This is a genomic window from Algoriphagus hitonicola (assembly GCF_900113375.1).
GTDB classification, from domain to species: domain Bacteria; phylum Bacteroidota; class Bacteroidia; order Cytophagales; family Cyclobacteriaceae; genus Algoriphagus; species Algoriphagus hitonicola.
Genome location: NZ_FOPC01000003.1, coordinates 77562 through 100028, shown reverse-complemented (window position 1 = coordinate 100028; position 22467 = coordinate 77562). Strand labels below are relative to the sequence as shown.

General features: G+C 41.5%; 20 protein-coding genes and 1 pseudogene. 6 read left to right on the top strand and 15 right to left on the bottom strand.

The window, feature by feature from the left end; all coding sequences use genetic code 11:
* Window positions 1-132 precede the first annotated feature (132 nt).
* A complete protein-coding gene (gene smc / locus BM043_RS05260) occupies window positions 133-3672 on the top strand; it encodes a chromosome segregation protein SMC (protein ID WP_092789541.1) in 3540 nt (1179 codons plus the stop codon).
* Window positions 3673-3688: 16 nt separating this feature from the next.
* Here the strand turns inward: smc and BM043_RS05255 are convergent, their stop codons facing one another.
* Genes BM043_RS05255 through BM043_RS05245 form a run of 3 tightly spaced genes read right to left on the bottom strand, consistent with a single transcriptional unit; the run spans window position 3689 to window position 6668 of the window.
* Window positions 3689-5068, bottom strand: coding sequence for an McrC family protein (locus BM043_RS05255; RefSeq protein WP_092789539.1), 1380 nt, complete (start codon window positions 5066-5068; stop codon window positions 3689-3691).
* Window positions 5065-6450, bottom strand: coding sequence for an McrB family protein (locus tag BM043_RS05250; protein ID WP_092789537.1), 1386 nt, complete (start codon window positions 6448-6450; stop codon window positions 5065-5067). Before BM043_RS05250 ends, BM043_RS05255 begins: the two co-directional genes overlap by 4 nt.
* A gap of 11 nt (window positions 6451-6461) precedes the next feature.
* Window positions 6462-6668 carry a helix-turn-helix domain-containing protein gene (locus BM043_RS05245; protein ID WP_092789535.1) on the bottom strand — a complete coding sequence of 69 codons (207 nt, stop codon included), beginning with the start codon at window positions 6666-6668 and terminating at the stop codon, window positions 6462-6464.
* 89 nt (window positions 6669-6757) lie between these two features.
* Between BM043_RS05245 and BM043_RS19690 the strand changes: the two genes are divergently transcribed.
* Window positions 6758-7327: a hypothetical protein gene (locus tag BM043_RS19690; RefSeq protein ID WP_245752949.1), complete on the top strand. Its 570-nt coding sequence runs from the start codon at window positions 6758-6760 to the stop codon at window positions 7325-7327.
* 327 nt (window positions 7328-7654) lie between these two features.
* Here BM043_RS19690 and BM043_RS05230 read toward each other — a convergent pair whose 3' ends face one another.
* The 7 genes from BM043_RS05230 to BM043_RS05205 form a co-directional block, all read right to left on the bottom strand.
* Window positions 7655-7897, bottom strand: a complete 243-nt coding sequence (locus BM043_RS05230; protein WP_092789534.1) for a hypothetical protein — start codon at window positions 7895-7897, stop codon at window positions 7655-7657.
* A 124-nt stretch (window positions 7898-8021) separates the two neighbouring features.
* The gene (locus BM043_RS05225) at window positions 8022-8306 is read right to left on the bottom strand and encodes a hypothetical protein (RefSeq protein ID WP_092789922.1); all 285 of its coding nucleotides are present in this window, start codon (window positions 8304-8306) and stop codon (window positions 8022-8024) included.
* Window positions 8307-8463: 157 nt separating this feature from the next.
* A complete protein-coding gene (locus BM043_RS19460) occupies window positions 8464-8601 on the bottom strand; it encodes a hypothetical protein (RefSeq protein WP_177188425.1) in 138 nt (45 codons plus the stop codon).
* A 147-nt stretch (window positions 8602-8748) separates the two neighbouring features.
* Window positions 8749-9051, bottom strand: a complete 303-nt coding sequence (locus BM043_RS05220) for an AtuA-related protein (RefSeq protein WP_092789532.1) — start codon at window positions 9049-9051, stop codon at window positions 8749-8751.
* A gap of 4 nt (window positions 9052-9055) precedes the next feature.
* Window positions 9056-10387 (bottom strand): acyclic terpene utilization AtuA family protein, encoded by a 1332-nt coding sequence (locus BM043_RS05215; protein WP_092789530.1) that lies wholly within the window; start codon window positions 10385-10387, stop codon window positions 9056-9058.
* A gap of 3 nt (window positions 10388-10390) precedes the next feature.
* Window positions 10391-11671: a CitMHS family transporter gene (locus BM043_RS05210; RefSeq protein WP_092789528.1), complete on the bottom strand. Its 1281-nt coding sequence runs from the start codon at window positions 11669-11671 to the stop codon at window positions 10391-10393.
* Between the two features lie 178 nt (window positions 11672-11849).
* A complete protein-coding gene (locus tag BM043_RS05205; RefSeq protein ID WP_092789526.1) occupies window positions 11850-12638 on the bottom strand; it encodes a 3-keto-disaccharide hydrolase in 789 nt (262 codons plus the stop codon).
* A 261-nt stretch (window positions 12639-12899) separates the two neighbouring features.
* On the opposite strand from BM043_RS05205, the gene BM043_RS19785 reads away from it, so the two are divergent.
* Window positions 12900-13034 (top strand): hypothetical protein, encoded by a 135-nt coding sequence (locus BM043_RS19785; protein ID WP_262481153.1) that lies wholly within the window; start codon window positions 12900-12902, stop codon window positions 13032-13034.
* Between the two features lie 599 nt (window positions 13035-13633).
* Here the strand turns inward: BM043_RS19785 and BM043_RS05200 are convergent.
* From BM043_RS05200 to BM043_RS05180, 5 genes and pseudogenes are all read right to left on the bottom strand, one after another.
* Window positions 13634-14083 (bottom strand): GNAT family N-acetyltransferase, encoded by a 450-nt coding sequence (locus BM043_RS05200; RefSeq protein ID WP_092789525.1) that lies wholly within the window; start codon window positions 14081-14083, stop codon window positions 13634-13636.
* 246 nt (window positions 14084-14329) lie between these two features.
* Window positions 14330-15046, bottom strand: a pseudogene (locus tag BM043_RS19850) (fasciclin domain-containing protein); the annotation flags it as partial.
* Between the two features lie 24 nt (window positions 15047-15070).
* A complete protein-coding gene (locus BM043_RS05190) occupies window positions 15071-15313 on the bottom strand; it encodes a hypothetical protein (protein WP_143189477.1) in 243 nt (80 codons plus the stop codon).
* 136 nt (window positions 15314-15449) lie between these two features.
* Window positions 15450-16670, bottom strand: coding sequence for a hypothetical protein (locus tag BM043_RS05185; protein ID WP_092789519.1), 1221 nt, complete (start codon window positions 16668-16670; stop codon window positions 15450-15452).
* Complete coding sequence (locus BM043_RS05180) at window positions 16667-17203, bottom strand: TlpA family protein disulfide reductase (protein ID WP_092789517.1); 537 nt, start codon at window positions 17201-17203, stop codon at window positions 16667-16669. Before BM043_RS05180 ends, BM043_RS05185 begins: the two co-directional genes overlap by 4 nt.
* Before the next feature lie 454 nt (window positions 17204-17657).
* Between BM043_RS05180 and BM043_RS05170 the strand changes: the two genes are divergently transcribed.
* The 3 genes from BM043_RS05170 (at window position 17658) to BM043_RS05160 (ending at window position 22432) form a co-directional block, all read left to right on the top strand.
* Entirely contained in the window at window positions 17658-20909 is a 3252-nt protein-coding gene (locus BM043_RS05170) for an endonuclease/exonuclease/phosphatase family protein (RefSeq protein WP_143189476.1), read from the top strand.
* Between the two features lie 189 nt (window positions 20910-21098).
* Window positions 21099-21506 (top strand): hypothetical protein, encoded by a 408-nt coding sequence (locus BM043_RS05165; RefSeq protein ID WP_092789512.1) that lies wholly within the window; start codon window positions 21099-21101, stop codon window positions 21504-21506.
* Window positions 21507-21706: 200 nt separating this feature from the next.
* Complete coding sequence (locus BM043_RS05160; RefSeq protein WP_092789510.1) at window positions 21707-22432, top strand: head GIN domain-containing protein; 726 nt, start codon at window positions 21707-21709, stop codon at window positions 22430-22432.
* Window positions 22433-22467: the final 35 nt, after the last annotated feature.

Genomic DNA, 22467 nt, shown 5'->3' with positions numbered 1-22467 from the left:
GACCGTATTATCCCTATTTGATAAAGTACAAACCTGAAGACTAGCGCTAAATCCAATTTAGAAACATCCTTTCCTTCAAAGTTTCGATTTTTCCTACTATTTTGTTTGCTTTTACAAGGAGGAAAAAATTACATGTTACTTAGTAAACTGGAGATCAAAGGCTTTAAGAGTTTTGGGGACCGAATGGTCATCAATTTTGACAAGGGAATCACCGGAGTCGTAGGTCCCAATGGCTGTGGCAAGTCCAATGTCGTCGATGCGATCCGATGGGTGCTGGGTGAGCAAAAAACCCGCATGCTGCGCTCCGATAAGATGGAAAACGTCATCTTCAACGGCACCAAAAACCGCAAAGCATCCAATCTAGCCGAGGTTTCCCTGACCTTCGAAAACACCAAAAACCTCCTACCCACCGAATACACCCACGTTACCATCACCCGTCGCTACTATCGATCCGGGGAAAGTGAATATCAAATCAACGGGGTCACCTGCCGGCTGAAGGATATCACCAATCTCTTTATGGATACGGGGATCAACTCCAATTCTTACGCCATCATTGAGTTGAAAATGATCGATGAGTTGCTCAATGATAAAAACAACTCCCGTCGGGAGCTTTTTGAAGAGGCAGCCGGAATCTCCAAATTCAAAACCCGCAAAAAGGAAACCCTGCGAAAGCTGGAAGATACCGATGCCGATCTCGACCGGGTCGAGGATTTGCTCTATGAGATCGATAAAAACCTCAAATCCCTGGAAAAACAAGCCAAGCAGGCAGCCAAATACTTCGAAATCAAAAAAGAATACAAGGCAGCTTCCATCAATCTGGCTAAAAAGAGCATAGAAAAATATTCCAAATCACTGATCGATTCCAATCAGACAATCCAAGAGGAATCCGACCGAAAACTTGAACTCCAGTCCCGTATCGCCGATCAGGAAGCTTTGCTTTCGCAGCTCAAAACAGATTTGATTTCCAAGGAAAAACTCCTCGCCTCGCGTCAGAAAACCCTCAACGAGCATGTCAATAAGATTCGCTCCTTTGAGTCGGAAAAAAAGATCAAAAACGAGCGGCTGAGATTTCTCGAAGACCGCTCTCAGAAACTCCGTGAGCAAATCGATGCCGATCGTAAATCCAATGATCGGGCTGGATTTTCCATTCGTTCCCTGCAGCAAGAAAAAGAATCTGCGGAAAAAATGCTCGCCGAAAAGGAACTCATCGTCTCCGAACTCCGAGAGGCTTTTGATTCCCAAAAGTTGATCCAATCCGACAAGCAACAGCGGCAGAAGAGTTTCCAAGCCCGATACGAGCAACTTAAGGAGCGCGTCTATCAGCTCAATAAAGACTTGGAAATCAAGCAAATTCAGCTTTCTACCTTAAAGCAGGAACTCGAGCGAACTTCCTCAGACGATTCTCATCAGGAAGCTTCCCTGGTGGATTTTGAGGCAAAAATCGTGGACTTCAAAGATCAGCTTGATCAGGAAACTGCCGAATACGAGAAACTTAAAGCTAAGCAGGAAGACTTGGATCAAAAGATCGAAGAATCCAATCGGGTGATCGAAATGATCCGGGAGGAACTGACCACTTCCTCCCGAAAACTTGACTCCAAACAAAACGAATTCAACCTGACCAAATCCCTGGTGGAGAATCTGGAAGGTTTTCCCGAGGCCATCAAATTTTTAAAGAAAAACTCCTCTTGGGGAAAGGATATTCCCCTCCTCTCCGACTTGCTCACAACCGATGAAAAATATCGGGTGACCATCGAAAACTACCTCGAGGGCTACATGAACTACTATGTGGTCGAAACAGAAGCGCAAGCCATTGCGGCTATCCATCTGCTTTCGGATTCCTCACGGGGAAAGGCCAACTTTTTCGTATTGGAGCATTTTGAGCGATTCAAAACCAGTCAAAGCAAGTTGTTTTCCAATGCCATCGCAGCCACTGAGATCATTGAGTTTGACGTCAAATACAGTCGCCTTATCAATTTTATTCTGGACAATGTCTACATCGTTCAGGGCGATTACAAGGATTTTCCTCAAGATCCTGAAGCTGTTTTTATTTCCGAAAGTGGCAAATACACCAAGCGGAAATTTTCCCTTTCCGGAGGTTCGGTAGGGCTTTTTGAGGGAAAGCGAATCGGTAGAGCAAAGAATCTGGAGAAACTTGACAAGGAAATCAAGGAGTTGAATAAAAAAGTCTCTGCCACCCGCTCCAATTTGGATCAGAAGCTTTCTGACTTGATGAAACTCAAGGAAATTTCCTACAAAAAGCAGATCGAAGAGAAGCAGGGATTGATCAGCGAACTCAATCAATCTTACGTTTCCGTTCGCACCAAAAAAGAGCAACTCGCCGAACTCCTTTCCTCCAATGCCAATAAGCGGGAGGATATTTTGGATCGGATTGCCGAACTGGAGGAGAGTTTGACCGAGATTCAACCCACCCTTATAGAAGAGCGGGGCGAATTCGAGTCCTTAAGTCAAGATTTGGAGGTATTGACTGAGGAAGTGGAAAAGGAATCAACGGTGCTCACCGAAAAATCTCAAGCCTTCAATCAGGAAAATATTTTATACCATCAGCAACTCAACAGAGTAAACAGCCTAGATCAGGAGATCGAATTCAAGCAAAACGCCTACGAATCCTCCAAAGAGCGGATCGAAAAATCCCAGGCAGAACTCGCCCAATTGGATACCGAAATCAAGGGATTGCTGGAAAACAATGAGGTCAAGGATGATGAACTCATGGAGCTGTACTCCGAAAAGGAAGGAATCGAGCAGGGAGTAAACGAGGCCGAAAAGGATTACTACGGAAGCCGTGGGCTAATTGATGAGACCGATCAGAAGATCCGAAGCCTACAGAAAGGCAAGGAAAGTCACGATCAGATTTTGCAGGAGCTCCAAAACCATATCAATGAGATCAAACTCAAGATGACTTCGATGAAAGAGCGCTTAAGTGTGGAGTTTGAGTTGGACCTGGATCAACTGATGGAAGAAAACCCCGAACTCGATGCCGAATTTGCCGAGTTTAAGGAGGAGGATCTTCGCAGTCTGGTTCAAAAGCATAAGGAGAAGTTGGAAAAAATGGGACCGATCAACCCGATGGCAATGGAAGCCTATGATGAGATCAAGGAGCGCCATAGTTTTATTCAGGGGCAAAAAGAAGACTTGGTCAAAGCCAAGGAATCCTTGTTGAGCACTATTCATGAGATTGATCAGGTGGCCAAGGAAACCTTCTTGGATGCTTTTGAGAAAATCAAGGAGAACTTTGTCAAGGTCTTCCGCAGCCTCTTTACCGAGCAGGACGACTGCGATGTGAAGCTGACCGATCCGGATAATCCGCTGGAGTCAAGCATCGAGATTATGGCCAAGCCCAAGGGTAAGCGTCCATTGACCATCAACCAACTCAGCGGTGGGGAAAAAACTCTAACTGCCACTTCCCTACTCTTCTCCATCTACCTGCTGAAGCCGGCCCCTTTCTGTATCTTCGATGAGGTGGATGCACCATTGGATGATGCCAATATTGACAAGTTCAATCAGATCATTCAGAAGTTCAGCCAAGAGAGTCAGTTTATCATCGTGACGCATAATAAGCGCACCATGGCGAGTACCGATATCATTTATGGGATTACCATGATTGAGGCGGGAGTAAGTAGAGTGGTTCCGGTGGATTTGAGGGAGTTAGCCTAATCTTATTAGAAATAATTTAAGAAAATCTATCTAAAGACTCTGCCTCTAATTTATTTAATGTTTCGACCAATAACTTTTTTACCTCATTGATAACTTTAAGTTTTAAGGGTACACCTAAAATCAAAATCGAATTTTTTACTTCATTAATTCCGTTTCTATATTCAATCGTTTTTAATTCAATTTGATCTGATGGATAACAAAGAAAACCATATTTTAAATCTGTTTTACTGAACGAAGAATAAGCCATAATTTGATGTAAATCTTGTCTATGAGTTTCTTTCAAGCCTTCATTTTGGTCAAACCTATTGTATAAATTAGACTTGTATTTGGCATCGATAAAAACCAAAAAATTTTCTTTTTGAAAGATTGCGTCTGGCTCAATATGTTTCAATTCCCAAGAGAAATGCTTCAAAGTCCTCGAATGAAACTTAAGGTTTGAATAAAGCCGACCTCCAGTTTCTTTTGCAGCTTGTTTAAAAATGTACTGTATAAACTTCTCAAAAACATCTGAAAAGTCTACCCGCCAAGCTGTGCTGTCTACAAGATTAAAGTTTAAAATTCTATTAGCTTGTTCTTTACAAGCTTTCACCGTTGGATTATCGGAAAATCGGATTATGATTTTATTGGTTGCTTTTGGTTTATGATGATATAATTGTTCTTCAAGAAAACTTAATTTGGTTCGCAAAGTATTCTTAATCCTCTGGGGTGTATTTGCAGAAAGTAGCTCCCTTTTACAAATGTCAAAGACATATCTAACTTCAGAATATTCAGTATGAAACTCGCTTAAAAAATTTGTTCTTGCCGGGAATTTTAATCTGTTTTCAACTTTGTATTCGTTGTTTATATATTTAGTCCAATTGATTTGACCAGTAGGCTCACTTGATACCTTTTCAATATTATCAAACTTTCTCCACGGTCTTATTGTCAGTTTTTCAAGAGCTGCTATAAATTTCACAGCCTCCAAATACAACGGGGGCCTGAAATTTTTACCAGATGCCAATGGTAAACTGTCAATAACCTCGGGGCTAATTTCAGTACCTAGCAGATTAAGAATTTCAATGTAGTCCTCAAATTTTTCACGTCCAGTGAATCTAGGCGTAACCACAAAATCACCGATTTGCTTCCCAGTGTCTGAAGCCCTCAAAGGAATTGAGCCTATGAAACCAGATGAACGAAATGTTAATGCTATACTTTGGTCTGTACCAATTAAGTATGGCTGAACGCCTAGGAATTCAAATTGCTCAGAGTTGTAGTTAATGAATTTCTGGAGGTATTGACCTATAATTCTTTTATCAGCTGACTTGAACCACTTTTTTTGTAAAGCAACTCCACCTAACTGTTTTGATTTCTCAGTTAAGCAAGGAATTTCACAAAAAACATCTAAGGGCTTTGTCATTCGAAAAGAGATAAATTTATTCTATTTGAAAAATAGTTATTGAACTCTTCTTTAGCATTTCGCAAGAGGCCCTCTTGTAAATATTCTTTTATTAAAGGGAATATTTCATATCGAATGCGATTCTTCATTTCGTCATCGGATTCTGCTATAAAGTATCCTTGACCAGGTTGTAAGTTTAATTCAGTGCTTGAGGCATACCAATCGAAAATTTCTTGAATCTTGATAAAGTCTTCATTAAAAAAAATTCTTGATTTTATAATTTTTGGCTTCATAGTGTACCAGGCAAAACGCCTTCTTAACGCAAAGTCAACAACTGCCAAACTCCTGTCAGCTGTGTTCATTGTAGCAATGACAGAAAAGTTTTCAGGTAGTTTTTTTACTTTGAAATTTGGAGCAATTTCAATTTCAACATTCGAAACATCCATTTTATGTTCAAAAAGATAAAAAATTGGTCCTAATACATTGGAAAGATTAGCTCTGTTTATTTCATCAATGATTAAAATGACTTTTTCATTGTCATGGTCAATGGCATATTTTAAAGCATCTGAGAAGCTACCTAAACTTTCTTTGTATCTTAGTTCTTCGTTTTGTGTGTCAGGCCGAATTCCAAAAATAAAATCGGAGTAACTTGTCTCTGCGTGAAATTGAGTAAAGAAGGTTTTGGCTGCTATTTTTTCTGCAATACTTTTTGCAGTTCTAGTTTTACCAGTACCAGGAGGTCCTTGAAGAACTATGTACTTTCTTTCGTTTAAGAGATTTTTTACTTCTTCTGTTTCATCAATTTTTTCTGTCTTTAAAAATGAATCTAAAGCTTCAGAGATAGCTTTTCTATGGTCTTTGTTAGAAGGCCAATCTCTAAGTTTAGCATATCCAGCTACGAAGGCTGCAATAATTTGTTTTCCCTCTTCGCTTTCTGGGTCATCAACGATTTGGCAAGTAGGTAAAACTTTAGTGTAAGTTTTAATTGTATTTTTTATATGTTGCAAATCCAAGTTTCCAGTAATCGATTTTGGTAGACTAGTTTCAATGTCTGAAAAGTCAGATTTACAAAATCCTCTTTCATCAATCAGCTTTGAGAATAATCTTCTAAGTCCTGGATACGTAGCAAGTTCATAATCATTTTTGAATCCACTTATACCAATTCCAAGACATACCAGCCAAGGTTTTTTCTCATCGTTTGGAAAAATTGTCAAAGAAAAATCATGAAAGGGCCCGGCAGACTCTTCTTCTGGATGAATAAATCCAAAATAAGCTCCATTATCCTTAAGGGCTTCAGTTCCAATATTTTTTCTTAGTACATAAGGCTTATTAAACTCTAATTCAGGCTTTGCTCCAAATTTTATAGCACATTCAATAATAAAATCAATATTTTCTTCAATCATATTAAATTTCTTTAGAACTCAAAAAACTCAATCACAGGGATATTCAAAGCTTCAGCAATCTTGAAAATGGTTTCAATCGAAACATTCCTTTTCCCATTTTCAATACCAGAAATATATGTCCTATCAAGCTCAGCTAACTCAGCCAATTTTTCTTGAGAAACACCTTTATCTTTTCGAATTTGCCTGACTTTCTTTCCGTAAGCCACTTTGATATCCATTATGCAATCTGAAAAAATGTAGCCTATTGTACCACGGACTATAGTCTACAAAATGATATTTTTAGTATTTTTGAGAAAAGGCTTTAGAAATGAACAAATTCGTCCCAATCTCCACCGAATACCTTACTCCATCAAGAACCCTAGAAACTCTGAACCTGGTCCAATTTGAGGAAAGTAAGTCGGTCTATTTGTACAATTATGAAGGGACTCATTTCCGGGTTTTTGAAAGTTTGGTGGACTTAATCCGGTTTTTTGAACTGGGGAAAGAAACGCTTTATTCTTTTGATTTAGAGGAAGATTTGGATGAGTTTTTAGAGCAGCTGCCATTCAACGCGGGCAAGCGGGCTTTGAATCTAAAACTCAATTACATGTATCGGGACGGAGCGAATTACAAGCAGTTTGGCTGGGTGATTTTTGCAAACCCCGGCTTCCTGTGCCCTCGCAGAGCGGCCGAACAATTCAAGGAGAAGCTGATTTACGGGGAATATTTTGTGCCTCAGGATTGGGGTTTAGCTAGGCTTCAAAAGTATGCCTATGATCCTGAAATTGATCATGAGTGGCATGAGTTCGAGAATTTTGAGTGGACGGAGGAAGATGCGACGGATGAGCGGGAGATATCTAGGTTTTTAAATGAGATTGAAAAAGGATATGAAGTTTAGCTTTGGTCTTAAATCTTAGGGTATAAAGTTCATGTCTTAAGAGCACAAGTCTCCCTACGGCAGATAAATCCAAAGACTTGCGCTATATCTCGTTTGCGTAAAAATATAGCCCGCTGATTTTCGCGGATTTGATTCGCTGATTTTCGCTGATCCTTCTTTTCATTAATTATTAATATGCGAATATCTGTGTCTTTTTCTGCGGTATCTGCGTGGCAAAATGATAAACATAAAGCACAAGTCTAAAGACTTGCGCTAGGGGCTAGGGCTAGGGCAGTAAGAGCACAAGTCTACCTACGGCAGATAAATCTGAAGACTTGCGCTAGACTGTCAAGAAATTCGATTTTCATGTTGTCCTATACTTTTTTCCAAAAGTTCGTCTAATTCGTCAATGGAATGGGATTTGGATGCGCCAGAGTCCAATCGCCGGAGTTCATTCTGAGCATACACTTTATCAGCTTCAAACTTCCCGTCATTTTCAATAATCTGAAGATCCTCGGATTTAAACTGTCCAAGAAGCCATAGGACTTTGTCCAAAATTTTTTCACTGACCTTGAGTTTTATTGTCGCCATAGTTCAAATATAAGTAATTGTTGGTTTTTAAGTCAACTAAAGAGCACAAGTCTCCCTACGGCAGATAAATCTGAAGACTTTGCGCTAGCCTAGTTCGGTGCTGAACTGTGGAAAAGGACAGTGCTTATTCCTTACTTCGCTCTTCCTGCAAAGCGGCTAGGTTGTTTTCTTTGAAAAACTTATCCCGGTACTCCTGAAATTGCTCCTCCAGTTCAGTAACCAAAGTGAGGTTGTTGTCTACGGCAAAAAATATATCCGGTAATTTTTCCTCCAGGAGCTTTACACCCAAATTGATATTATCCGCTTCAATCTTAGATATCTTTTTTAGGACGGAGGTTTGACTGTTTTTCAAATCTTCAAATTCTCTCAGAATTTTTTCCATCATCTCAAATTTCTCTAACTTATCCATGGTCTTATATTTTTGTTCGTAAGTGATTGTTTTTTTAGAATATACGCAAAAATTTCCAAACGGGGACTTTCTGGATGCAGCGGTGAATTGAGAAATTGATTGTTGAAGGTAAGTCTTCAGACCTGGCTCTCGCATGTTGCCTTGGACTGATTTTGATTCAAGTGCAATGTGCGTCTTTTTCAGCGAGACAAATGATTGCCCGCAGATTTTCGCAGATTAATTTCGCTGATTGACGCTGATTTTTATTTCCATCGTCCATGAATCTGCGAGTATCCGCATCTTTTTCTGTGGGCATCTGCGGGAAAAATTGATCAATCAAGTCTCAAAAGCACAAGTCCAAAGACTTGCGCTAAACTAAGTAATTGTTGGTTTTTAAGTCAACTAAAGAGCACAAGTCTGCCTACGGCAGATAAATCTGAAGTCTTACACTAGGTTTGAATTGTTACTCAATCGGCATTTCTAATAAATAAGAGCTTAGAGTCTTTCGGTGTTTTTCGAGCTGCAAGGAACTGGTGACGCCTCCATCCAAGGCATCATAAAGCACAAAATTAAGGGCTCGGAGTTTTGGGAGTTCGTAGCGAAGCACCTCTCCTTTTACGATTTTGCCCAGCCACTTTTTAACCCGGTCGGGAGTGACTTTTTCTTTGATCAGTTCAAAATCTGATGAATCAAATACGATCAAAGAAATATTACTGATGTTTCCTTTGTCCCCCGTACGGGCATGTGCGATTTCTCGAAGTAGCATAGGTTTAGCAATTAAGATATTCGACTTTGGCTTGGGCCAGTTCCTTGGGTAAAAGAACTGAAACCACAGAGATAATTTCCTCTGCAGATTGACTGACTCCTCCTCCGGCTGCAGGGCCATTGGTATAGAGGGTTTCGACCTCCTGTCCGACTTTTCTGGCCATATCCAGAGTTGCTGCCTTCGCAGATATGCGCAAACGAACCTCGGGAATGGACGCTGGATTTGCTTCATAAGGGGTGATGGAGTCATAACCGATGAGCTCGGTTTTAATTTCCTCGAAACCCCATTTTTCAAGGCGTTTTCTGACGATTTCCCCCGCCCATTTAGCGCGATTGACGCAATCGTAGCCCCCATAGCTGATTTGTCCTTCTCCTGAAAAGCCATTGCGGTAGCCCACACTGACTTTATAAAAGTCTGTTGGCTTTTTACCGCTTCCGCCTTGGAACTGAATTTTGTTTTCTGCCAAGGTTTTGAATTCCACCTGAGAAAAATCAGCGATACAATCTGGCGTCAGGTAATTGGCAGGATCATGGATTTCATAGAGCAACTGTTCGGTACAAGTGGCGGGAGTAATTTTCCCGCCGGTTCCGTCCACCTTTGAAACATAGCCATCTCCTTTTTCATCCACTTGGGCAAATGGAAAGCCCAAGTCCCAGAGTTCGGGCACAAATTTCTGCTGCAAATCCGCAAAATATCCTCCTGAAAGTTGCCCGGCACACTCCAGCAAATGCCCGATTAGCGTTCCCTTTCCCAATTTCCCGTAATCATTCATTTCCCAGCCAAATTCATAAATCATCGGTGCCAAAAATAAGGCAGGATCAGACACCCTGCCTGTTAGGATAATGTCTGCTCCTGATTTTAAAGCTTGCAGGATTCCATCTACACCAAGGTAGGCATTGGCGGAAATGATGGCATCTCCCAAAGAATGTAAAGGCTCACCTGTTTCCAAGATCTTGAGTTCCTTGAGATCTGTGAGTTGGTCCAAGACATCATCTCCGTAAACGGCGGCGATTTTTAAGCCTTTGATCCCTAGGTTTTGAGCAATTTCGGCGGTTTTTCGCATGGCAGACATTGGATTGGCCGCCCCCATATTGGATATGATTTTTGTATTCGTCTCTTTTGCCAAGGGCAAAACCTCATTTATCCGATATTCCAGCAGATGGTTGTATCCTTTTTCAGGATTTGCCCTTTTTTCTTTTTGCGCCAGCGCAATGGTCCGTTCGGCTAGGCATTCGAAGCAGAGGTAATCCAAATTCCCTTTTTCTAAAAGCGTCAAGGCGGGTTCCAGTCGATCCCCTCCATAACCTGCGCCGCTTCCGATTCTGATAGTCTTCATGATTTACAAGGTAATGGCTCCTACCAATAAGGAAGTGATTAATATGATGATACTAACTAAAAATGCATAAGGAATGGTTTTCCGTTGATGCGTTCCCAAACCTACTCCGGTCAAACCGATCAGTAAAAAAGTAGCTCCAGTCAGCGGACTGACGGGAAATCCGGTGGTCATTTGTCCCATAATGGCTGCTCGCCCGATCTCCACGGGATCCCCGCCAAAGTGGACTGCTGTATTGGAAAGAATGGGAACAATCCCGAAATAGAATGAATCCGGGTCAAACAACAAACTGGCGGGCATGGAGGCTATTCCAACCACCACAGGTAGGTGGTTTCCCACCCAATTCGGAATATGAGTCACAGCTGATTCGGCCATAGCTTCGATCATGCCGGAGCCTTTCATAATTCCGATAAAGCAGCCTGCGGCAAAGAGTATACTGACCATCAGCACCACAGATTTTGCATGGGCATTGACTCGACTTGCCTGGTTTTTAATGTTGGGGTAATTGATGGTGATGGCGATAGCAAAAGCGATCATAAAGATGATGTGTGGGGGAATCAATCCCGAAACCAAAATAGCCACCGCGATGACAATCATCAGGATATTGAACCAAAAAAGACGGGGTCTCTCCCACTCGCTGCTATTTTCCTCCAGATTGTTTTGAATAATTTCGTTCCGCACGAGACCTCGCTCTTTTTTCCCTAGAAAGTAAGCTATCAGAAGCACTGAAAATAAGCCTACTATTACCGGGAGCAGCATGGGGTTAAACAAATCATTGACCGGGATTTCCAATGCGGCAGCGGCTCGGATAGTTGGCCCACCCCAGGGAAGAATATTCATCGTGCCTGCTGCCAACGCGACAATGCAGGCCAAGGTAGTTCGCTTCATGTTCAGCTGATCGTAGACCGGCAGAAAAGCGGGCACAGCAATCAAAAAGGTACTGGCACCTGATCCATCCAGATGAACGATCATGGAAAGAAGGGCCGAGCCAACCGCGACTTTTGCCGGGTCATTTCCTGCCAGTTTCAGGATTCCCTTAATGATAGGTCTGAAAGTACCTGCGTCCATCAACACTCCAAAAAAGAGAATGGCAAAGATAAACATAACGCCTGTGGGAGCGATGGAAAGGATACCTTGGGTGATAAAATCTAGCATTTCCAGGCGGAAACCACCGATCCCAGCCGTGATAATGGGGACTAGAATCATGGCCACAGTTGGCGAGGTCTTTTTTGCCATGACCAAAAAGAGCAAAACCACAATGGTGATTAATCCCAAAGCTGCCAACATTGATGAAAGATTTAATAGGTTATAATAGGATGAATTTTAAAAGTAGGAAATAATTTGTGTCTGATGATTCCGTAGGTAAAAAATCGGGGAATGGGGTAAAGTAGGCAGTCGCAGTTTTCAGTTGGCCGATTGTTTTGTAGGCTCAATTAATCAATTCTATAATTCTCTCATCGATTCATCATTTGTCCAACCTCATCAGCTCAATATTCCTGAATTCTATGGGATGTCCTTCTGCCTGAAGTGCGATATAACCCTCACTGATAATTCTGGGGTGACCCTTTTCCATGAGTTCCTTGGCAAATTCATCGGTATCATCGTATTGGGGTTGAGAGTACTCCATCACAACCTCCCCATTGATCTTGTGAATGACTTTTTGACTCCCCTGTACTTCGATTTCCATCTTTACCCAACTGCTATCACTTATCGCGGGATAGCTGGAATTAGTACAATGTTGGGTAATCAGACTGTCATTCATAACTATATGGGTTCCTGCTGTACATACATTTCCTGTAAACCGCTCAGTTTTGCCATCACCTCCCAAAATTTGAGCTTCAACGGCATTCAGCAGTATTTGGTCAAGAGGTAGCTCAGAAGGATGCGGAGTATGATATTTTATGCCGCTGTTTTTAAAAGCCCAAGATGGGGTGCCGGGAACCGTGTCTCCAACAAAGCGGTATTCTAAGCGCAAGCGGTATCGGGAAAGCTTTTCCTGATAAAAAAGATGCCCAAAATTTTCATCAAAATTGTCATAGCCATCATATGAGACTATGAGTTTCCCTTCTTTTACCCGAAAGGTATTCAGGTAATTGACCCCATACTTCTCCCCAGTAAACTTTGGTGACCATCCATCTAGGTCTTTGCCATTGAAAATTGGCACCCATTCACTTTCTTTTTTTTGCTTACAGGAACAGACCAAAATGAATAAGGCCAATACAATTAGGTAAGGTAGATTTTTCGTTTTCTTCATTTAATAACTAGAAAGATATCTAGCTATGAATATACGGAATCTTAACAGAAGCAAAATTTGAATTTTTTGCTAAGGGAATTGGGATTAAGAGAATTTGACATGTCAAGAAAAAAATATCGAATAATGAATGGGAAAAGATGAATAGCCAAGTTTGGGTCGGGTATCCGATGACAGATGTCCGATGTTGGAGAGCGATAGGTGGAAGACAGATTTTTACTAGGCAACATTAGGCATGAAAAAAGAACCTGAAGGGGTCAATCTATGAATAGCCCCGTATGGAGTGAGGCAGAATGCCGAATGGAATGCGGGGTTTGTTCATGCCAAAAAACCCACACCTCGGCCCGAGGATTTGTCGGATACCAGCTTCGTTATGCCGAGGAGGTAGACAAAAATTGATTAGGAAAACATCCTTAATGAATTTAACCCGTCAAAGTTGTTTTTACCGCTTCTTATTTGTCACTTTTTGCCGCCAAAAAGTAACCAAAAACCTACCAGCCTCAGCCTTTACTTCAAATCGCTCCAAATCTTTTCAAGGACTTACAACCCGTTTGCGATTTGATTTTTTGTCGCATTTTCAAACCTAAAAATGAGCGGATTCCCGAAACAAGTTCGGGACTAGCTCATTTTTTAACGGTTTTCCAATGCTCCAAAAAACCGTAAATGCTGTAAGGCTGGTTCTAAAACCAATGGTCAGTGGGAAAATCGAAAAAGCTTGAAGGCCTGCCCGACGCAGGCGGGCCTTTAACCATGAATACCTGTGCGCCTGTGGCGTAGCCCCGTATGAGCGAGGAGGAACGACGAGCAAAATGCGGGGTTAAGGTTTTAGGAAGGAATTCAACCTCGGCCCGAGGATCCAATGGATACACGCCTCATTGCGCCGAGGAGGAAGAAAGAAATTGATAGAACCAATTCCCGAACGTCGGCCAAAAAAATCGAATGATAGATGCGAAATGATGAATCTCGAAGTTCAATTGCACTGACAAATGATCATCTCTTCAAACCTTTTTCACCATCTCGATATGCTCGATTCCATCTTCATCATAGGTCTCTCCTTCGGGAACAAATCCGAGGGATTTATAAAAATTAAGTGCATAAGTTTGGGCGCCCAGACGGATATTGCAGGGACCGTAGAGCTTTTGACAATAATCAATCCCAAGTTCCATCACTTTTCTTCCCATTCCTTTCCCTCTAAAATCCGGGGCGCTTACGACCCTTCCGATCGCTACTTCTTTATAGGATATTCCTGCCGGAACCAACCTACAATACCCCGCTAATTGATTATCCGCGTAAAGAAGGACGTGATGACATTTTTGATCTTTATCATCCTGATCCAGAAAAACGCAATTTTGCTCCACCACAAAAACCTCACTTCTCAGACGGAGAAGATCATAGAGTTCGTAAACGGTAAGTTCGTCAAAAGCTTTTAATGTATGAGAAATATTCACGGGCGATGGTCTATTGCTAAAATTTAAGCCACGAATATGGGGAGGATGCAGAGGAAATTCAAGGAATTGATCGGTGAAATTGTTTAATCGGATAACTGTTTAACTGGAACAGAACGTTGTAAAACTTTTTGCTGAAGGCAGCCTCTAACGAATGAGATCTCATGATCATATTCCATAAACTCATCCGGAAAAAATAAAAAAAGCGCAGCTATCGCCACGCTTTTCGATTATGGTCGTTGGTTGGTTTTATAAGTTCAGTAACACCCGGTCAATAACATGTACTACACCATTTGTTCCCTGAATATCAGTTGCGATGATGTTTGATTCTCCACTGCCAAGATCAATTAATTTAGGACCTGAAGTATCTATTGTCACTTCGTCACCCGAAAACATGGTAATTTTGATATCAGTTAGATCTGAAGAAAACACTCTTCCATCTACAAAAACATGGTAAGCCAAAACGTTGATTAATCCGTCAGTTCCACCTAAAAAATCAACCAACTCCTCAAGATTATTTACAGTTGGAAGGGCGTCAATCAAATCAATAAAAGCTTGATCAGTAGGAGCAAAAACTGTGATATTTTGCGTATTTGCCACAATCTCCTCAATTCCTGCAGCTTCGATCGCTGCTTTAAGAATGGAAAAATCAGGATTGGTATTCACCAATTCCTTGATATTCTCAGCTGGAGGAAATAATACCGCATCTATTCCGTGAATTACCCCATTTCTAGCTTCTTTATCTACCAAAATGATATTGGATTCATTAACCTTTGGTCCGTCCATCAGGCTGATTTCTACCGCGGCTCCATTTAAAGTTGGAACAAAACCTTCTTCCAAATCATCAGAAAAAACCGAACCGGCCACGACATGATAGAGTAGAATAGTTGTCAGATTTTCCAAATTCCCAATATTACCTGGGTTCAATCCAAATTCTGCAAAGGCAGCGTCGGTTGGTGCGAAAACAGTGAGATCATTTCTGGTGAAAACTTAAGCTAAACCACTTTTTCCCAAAGCCGCATTGAAAGTAGCAAAAGTTCGGCCGGCACTTTTCCGTACATTTGGGTCAGTGACATCTCCATCATTTTCCATGGATTTAAGCACTTCTGGAATGAGCTTTAACTCATTTTGCTTCGGGGTGGCCTGATCTTCAATTTGAGAACAGGCAGCCATAAATACAAGGAGAAAAAGGACTAGCCCTCCCTTGATAAATTGGTTGATTGAATTGGTCATGGATTTATTGATTTTGGTTAATTGTTTATAAATCAATTAACTAGCGCTATTTTTATTGGTTTGAAATACAATGAAAAAGATTTTAAACCGTATAATTTGAAGCTTGAACTGTAGAAAAAATGGGTTGAATTGAATCTCAGTAAAATTGGCTAAGAGGAAAAGTAGACAGTTTCACATTGCTTTCGGAATTCTCTAGATGCGTCCAGGCAAAATAAACTTGCTCATCTCCTATTTCCATTTGAGGGAATCCGCTTTTTCTTCCCGAATCAATTGGAGTCACTTTGTGTTTTTGGGATTTTTTACCGTCCAAACCTACCTTTTGAACGAAAATATAAGCGGTATCCCCTTCCATTTCCATCCAGGTTACCAAGGCCGAATTATCCTCAAGTAGAGCCACATCTACCCTGCCGATGGCGTTTCCTTCGGATAAAACCTGAGGTTCCATAAAATCAGCTCCAGAATTGGTAGAAAAAGAAACTTTGACCTGAGGGGTGTCGTTGGCGGCGGTAAACCAGGCGGCGGCAACATTTTCCTGATGAGCGTCCACTTTGGGCCCATTGACAGGGCAACCGGCAATTTCCCAGCCGTCGGCATGAATAATCTTGGGTTCGGTCCACATTCCATTTACCAAACGCGTAATTGCTATATCCCTAATCTCCCGATCAGAGCGATTTCTATACAAAACCACGGGGCCTTCAGATGTCATCGCAGCACTTGTCTGACAGCAATCGCAGGTTTTGGCATCCAAAAGTTCGTCCCACAGGACATTTCCTTGGAAATCCACTTCAGCGGCCCTGATACTCATTGCTCCCGAATGTTCAGAATGGTCATGACTGCTACCACCTGTATTCCTTCCATCAAGCCAAGAAAGCAAAAATGAGTTGTCCGAATAGGGAATGGAAGAAACAAAACCATGCTCTGTAAAGGTGGAATCGGTATGCAAAGGAAGGTCTGTTTTCCACTCGTTTTCTCCAGTTGAAAGCACATTCAATTTGACATCATAAGAAAATGTACTTGGAGAAGATTTGGGAAGTATATGGGTTAAAATAGTACCCTTATGCTCCACAATTGCAGGAAAATCCGCCCAATTCACAAACCAATTGGAGCTTTTTGCTATCATCTGAGCTTCTTTCCAGCTTCCTTTTTTAAACTGAGCGTAAAAAAGAGCAGCGGTAGAATCATTGAGCATTTCGGTCCATGACAGGAAAAGTCCATCCTCTGATGCGTACAAATAAGGTAAGGAGCTATCAGCATTTCCAGGAAAAGAAATCTCCGATAGCTCCATCTGCTTTTCGCTTTTTGGTTGACAAGAGAAAATCAAGGTGAATGCTAGGAGGAATAAAATCAGCTTATTCATTGCTTTAAATTGGTCAATTGATCGATGGATTCAATGCTACTCCAATCAATTTTTCCAGATATGCGATTAATTTCTTTACCCTCTGCATTCAATATCAAAGTAGTCGGTAAGGCGTAAACTCCAAACTCTGCTAAACTCCCTTCACTAAGTTGAATTAGATTCAAGCCGGTTTTAAATCTAGTCTGAAACTTTTCGATCAAGTCTAGCTCTTCATCAGAAGCGATTAAAAATTGCACATTCTCCTTTTCCAATCGGGGTTGTGCTTCTTTCAGCGAGGGAAATTCTTCGATGCAGGGTTTGCACCAAGTCGCCCAAAAATGCAAGATGATGGGTTTACCTTTATAATCCGAAAGATTGGATTTCTCCCTATTCAGATCGGTAAATTCAGCCTCTGACTTTGAGTTGGAGTTTTGCTCGGACCCTGAAGAATCTTTGCTTTGGCAGGCTGAGAAGAAAAGTGAACAGGCAAGGGCGAAAAGTAAAATCCGAATTGGTTTCGTTTGAACGATTCTTTTTGAAACGGCTATATACATTATTGCTGGGTGATGGGTGTTTAAAGATAGGGTTGAGCGATGAGACTCACAATGGAATAATATCTTTAAGTAGAAAGAAGCTAGGTCATAGGGCACCAAAAACCATTTCACTATTTGACTCCTTATGCTCAAAAATTTTTGTTTTGGAAATTGATTCAAATAGGTCCTTTGGAACCTAGGGAGTTTTCAAAACATTCGATTTCCCTTCGACTGAGTTTGAAAAATCCGGTCATTATGCTTTTCGAGGGATCGAGATCCTCCTCCTATACAAAGAAGTGGATTATCGATTTTTTTATCGGTTACTATCCTTTTAGTGTTAGCCATTTTTGTTTAAAAAAGTTCATTACCTTTTTGCAATGTTTTTGAGAATAAAAATTAACCAAAGGGTAATTTTCAAACTGATTAAAAAGCAAGAAATGGTGAGATATTGAGTCCCAAAATTAATCTTCATTATATGCGAAAAATTTTATTAAACATTTATTTTCTATTCTTTGGTTTATTGGGAATATCTGTAAATGCCCAAGAGGTATTTATCAATGAAATCCATTATGATAATAGTGGAACAGACACTGGAGAGGAGATTGAAATCGCAGGTCCGGCAGGAACGGATTTGACGGGTTGGTCGATTGTACTTTACAATGGGTCCAATGGATCGAATTACAATACGAGAAATCTTTCCGGAACTATTTCAGACTCAGGCAATGGATTTGGTTTTATTTCGGAAACATATCCGACAAACGGAATCCAAAACGGTGGACCGGATGGTATTGCCTTGGTAAACAATGGAACAGTCGTTCAATTTCTCAGCTATGAGGGCAGTTTTGAAGCTGTAGGCGGACCTGCTGACGGGATGAGCAGCGTAGATATTGGTGTAGATGAGGATGGCGGGACACCCATCGGTTTCTCCCTGCAACTCAGCGGTACGGGAAAGGTGTACACTGATTTCTCTTGGTTGGAACCAGCTAGTTCAACTTTTGGTGCTGCAAATAACGGACAGACATTTGCCGGTGCTCCTGTCCTATTTATCAACGAATTTCATTATGACAATGCCGGGGCGGATGTCAATGAAGGAATCGAAGTAGCGGGAACAGCAGGGCTAGATCTGAATGGCTACCAACTTGTGTTATACAACGGGTCGAACGGAAACACTTATAATACCCTTAACCTAAGCGGTATCCTAACTAATCAGGACAATGGCTTTGGAACAAAATTTTTCCCAATCTCTGGCCTGCAAAACGGTTCACCGGATGGATTTGCCTTGATAAGTCCAAGTAATGAAGTCATTCAGTTTTTGAGCTATGAGGGCAACTTTACTGCAGTGGGCGGGCCTGCTGATGGGGTCCTGAGTGAAGATGTGGGGGTAGATCAGCCCGGTACTACTCCTATCGGAACTTCCCTTCAACTCCAAGGTAGCGGTTTATCCTATGCTGACTTTTCCTGGTCAGAGACCTCTATCGCTAGCACCTATGACCTGGTGAATTCCGGTCAAAGCTTTGGGGGCGTTATCGTAGATCCAGAGCCAGATCCAGAACCTGTAGTCATCTCTATTGCGGAAGCCAGACAAAAGCCCCAGGGAACAGAAGTATGGATTCAAGGTATTCTTACTGCAAGTGATGAATTTGGCGGACCTGCCTTCATCCAAGATGAGACAGCAGGCATCCCTGTGTTTGATTCTGAAATCCATGGTGAGGGACTTTTCCAAATTGGAGATGAGCTCAAGTTCTTTGGTACTTTGGGAGCGTTTAACCAGCAAATTCAATTGGGGAATGTTCGGGAGGTCGAACTGATAAGTTCAGGAAATGTGGTTGAACCTCTTCAGGTTCCAATTTCAGAAATTAACCCAAGCCTTGAAGGACAACTGATCAGCATTTCAAGTGCTGCCTTTGCCATTTCTCAAGGACTTCTTTTCCCAGAAAGCAATTATGTAATCACGGATGGAAGCGGAACTATTGAACTGAGAATAGATGGTCAGGTCAATAGTTTGGTGGGTCGAGTGATCCCGGATGAGGCACAGAGGATCACTGGGGTTTTGGGAAGCTTCAGAGGGACGCTTCAATTACTTCCAAGGTTTATTGAAGACCTTCCTGGCACATCAGTTTATGAACCGATAGGATCGGATATCCCTGTCGAGGAGACCCTCGATGTGATGACTTGGAACATGGAGTTTTTTGGGGCTACAAACAGGAATTTCGGGCCAAATAATGTCACTTTGCAAGCGGAAAATGCCTTGAAATTATTCCAGGCTACCTTACCGGATGTGATTGCCGTTCAGGAAGTAAGTGATGATGCCTTGCTGGCTGATATCATCAGTGAATTGCCCGGATATGCGGTAATTTGTTCGGATCGCTATTCCCGTTCGTTCGATGGGCTTGACCCTGATTTCCCTCCTCAGAAACTCTGCCTGGTCTACAATACCGCAGTTGTGGAGTTTGTGGACGAGCGGGTATTATTTGAGGAATTTTACGATGAGGCTCGATTGGGACTAAATTCATTATTGGATGATTATCCTACCGGTACTCCTTCCTCATTCTGGTCTAGTGGGCGACTTCCGTGGTTGGTTACAGCAATAGCAAATATCAATGGAGTGAACGAGAAAATCAGCTTCATCAATATCCACGCAAAATCAGGTGCCTCCAACTCGGATTTGGCCAGAAAGCGATACGATGTTCAGGTATTGAAGGACAGCTTGGATGCTTACTATGCGGACGATAATATCATTCTTTTGGGAGATTTCAATGACGATTTGGATGAATCCATTGGAGATGGGCCTAGCACTTATGAAGTGATTATTTCTGATCCCGATTTTGATGGGGTTACCATTTCACTTAGTGAGGCAGGTTTACGTTCCTTTATTTTCAATGATAATATGATTGATCATATTGTGATCTCCGATGAACTGTATGACAATTATCTAGAAGGTTCGGAGTTCCTTTACATTCCTTTCAACCTGATTGAAAATTATGCAAATACCACCTCAGACCACTTGCCGGTATCAGTCCGTTTCTTGGCTGGTGAAGCCATCAACTCAGATGCCGGTGAAGGTGGAGTGGTTTATTTGGGTTATGCTCCACTAGAAAGTATCACGCTTCGGGCTGAAGATGCTACAGGTGGTAGTGGCGACTACACCTACACCTGGAGTGATGGACAGGTTGGTCAGGAAATCACTGTATCTCCTACTGAGACCACCACTTACACCTTGACAGTGACGGATGAAGTAGGCAACAGCTTTAGCGATGAAGTTACTGTCTGCGTTGTAGATGTGAGAAGTGGTAAAAATAATGACAAGGTGACGCTTTGTATGCCTGCCGGTAAATCGGGTAAAACCAATACACTCAGTGTGGCGCAAGCGGCAGTTCCTTCCTTCTTGGCTCGTGGGGCAAGTTTGGGTGCATGTGGTGTAATCCCATGTGAGAGCTCAAATACCGCAGCAAATATGGAAAGCAATTTTGCTAATGCGAAGATTCTTACTTTCTACCCTAACCCGATAGCGGATCAAATTTCGGTAGAATTGGATCAGCAACTTGATGTGGTGGTTTCCTATGTGATTTTTGACGAAAGTGGAAATATCCTACAATCTGGAAAAACCAGCTTCTCCAAAGGAAAAATGGAATTGTCAATCCGTGGACAAGGCTTCAAGAAGGGGCTTTATTACCTTCACTTGAATCAAGGTCAGGAGACAAAAGTACTAAGACTCCTGAAGCGATAAACAATCTCTAATTTAAAACCAAAAACCCGGCTCAATGAGTCGGGTTTTTTATTTCCTCAAAAAACGCTCTGTTTTTGTCCGATCACGGTTAGTAATTTTTGCAAAAACAAAAATTGAAATCGGCGAATTTCAAGGCCAGGGATTCAGTCGATTTGATGAAATTTCAGCCTCAACAATCCCTCCTAACCCATGAAATCTGTCATCTTAATATTCTTCTTGATCAACCTTGGAATTTACCAGAATTTGTCTGCCCAGGAAATCTCCAAAGAAGAACAAATTGAACACTTATCTTCTAAAAGTCTGAGTCAAAAAAAATCCGGACTTACCCTCCTGGCCTTTGGTGGAGTCAGTGCGGGAGTTGGATATTTACTATTAACTCAATCGGATTTATTAAGTGGTGAAGGTGCTTTTGGAGCTGCACTTTTTCTCATTGGTTCTACCTTGACCATTGTTAGCATCCCGATATTGATAAGCTCGGCCGTTAAAAGTAAAAAGGCAGCTAATCTTAAATTAGACCTACAATCCTTTAAAAGCATTCAACTCCTGCAAAAGAGTAACGTTCATTTTCCATCCGTGACTTTTACCATGAACTTCTAGTCTCATTCGCTAATTGTTTTCTTCAAAGGCATATCCATTGCAAGGACTCAAATGATAAATACCCTATTACCGATAAAACTATGATTTAAAGTTATTTTGGTGGGTTTCTAGAAAAAGTCACGGTCTTTAATTTTTTCTTTGAATTCTTAAAAAACTGAACCAAATTAATAGAACAATCATATTAAAATCGGACAATAGTAATGAAATCGTACACTTTTGGCATTTGTATAATCCTCTCAGGGTTAATCTTTTCCTGCGAAACCCGGGATTTTGGTTCTCATCAAGAACGCGAAGAAAGCTTTAGCAACATCAGTCATCTGGTGCTAAACGGGAATTTTGAAACGGAAATAATCCAAGGCGATGAGGAAAAACTGATCCTCTCAGGGCCTGAGGAACTGGTTCAGGCGGTCCAAGTGAAGCAGACGGATGAACGTTTGGAAATCAGTCTCAAAGAGGAAATGGAATTTGTCCTAAATGATGAATCGGTTGATTTAATTCTAACTGTCCAAAATTTATCGATTTTGGATATTGCTGGAGCAGGAAGTTTCCATATCCAACCCTACCTCCAAACCAATGCCTTGAAAATCAACTGTAGTGGTGCGGGAAAAATGGATTTTAATATTGAGGCGGATGAAGTTCATGCGGTTTTTAGTTTTGTTGGTAAGGCTACGTTTAAGGGAGCTACGGATAATTTCCACTTAGAAAACAGTGGAATTGGAGAGATCATCGCGGCAGAATTTTCTGCCAAAAACGTGGATTTAGTCACCTCAGGCATTGGTAACGTGGAGATTTTTGCTTCAGAAACTTTAGCAATGGATGTGAGTGGCATTGGGAAAGTCAAGCACTCGGGAAATGCAGAAATCACTCGACGAAATGTCAGCGGTATCGGAGACGTGGAAAAAGTGGAATCCAAGCAAAATTATTGAGTGATATCTGAAGTTTTGGTTTGGACAATTTTGAT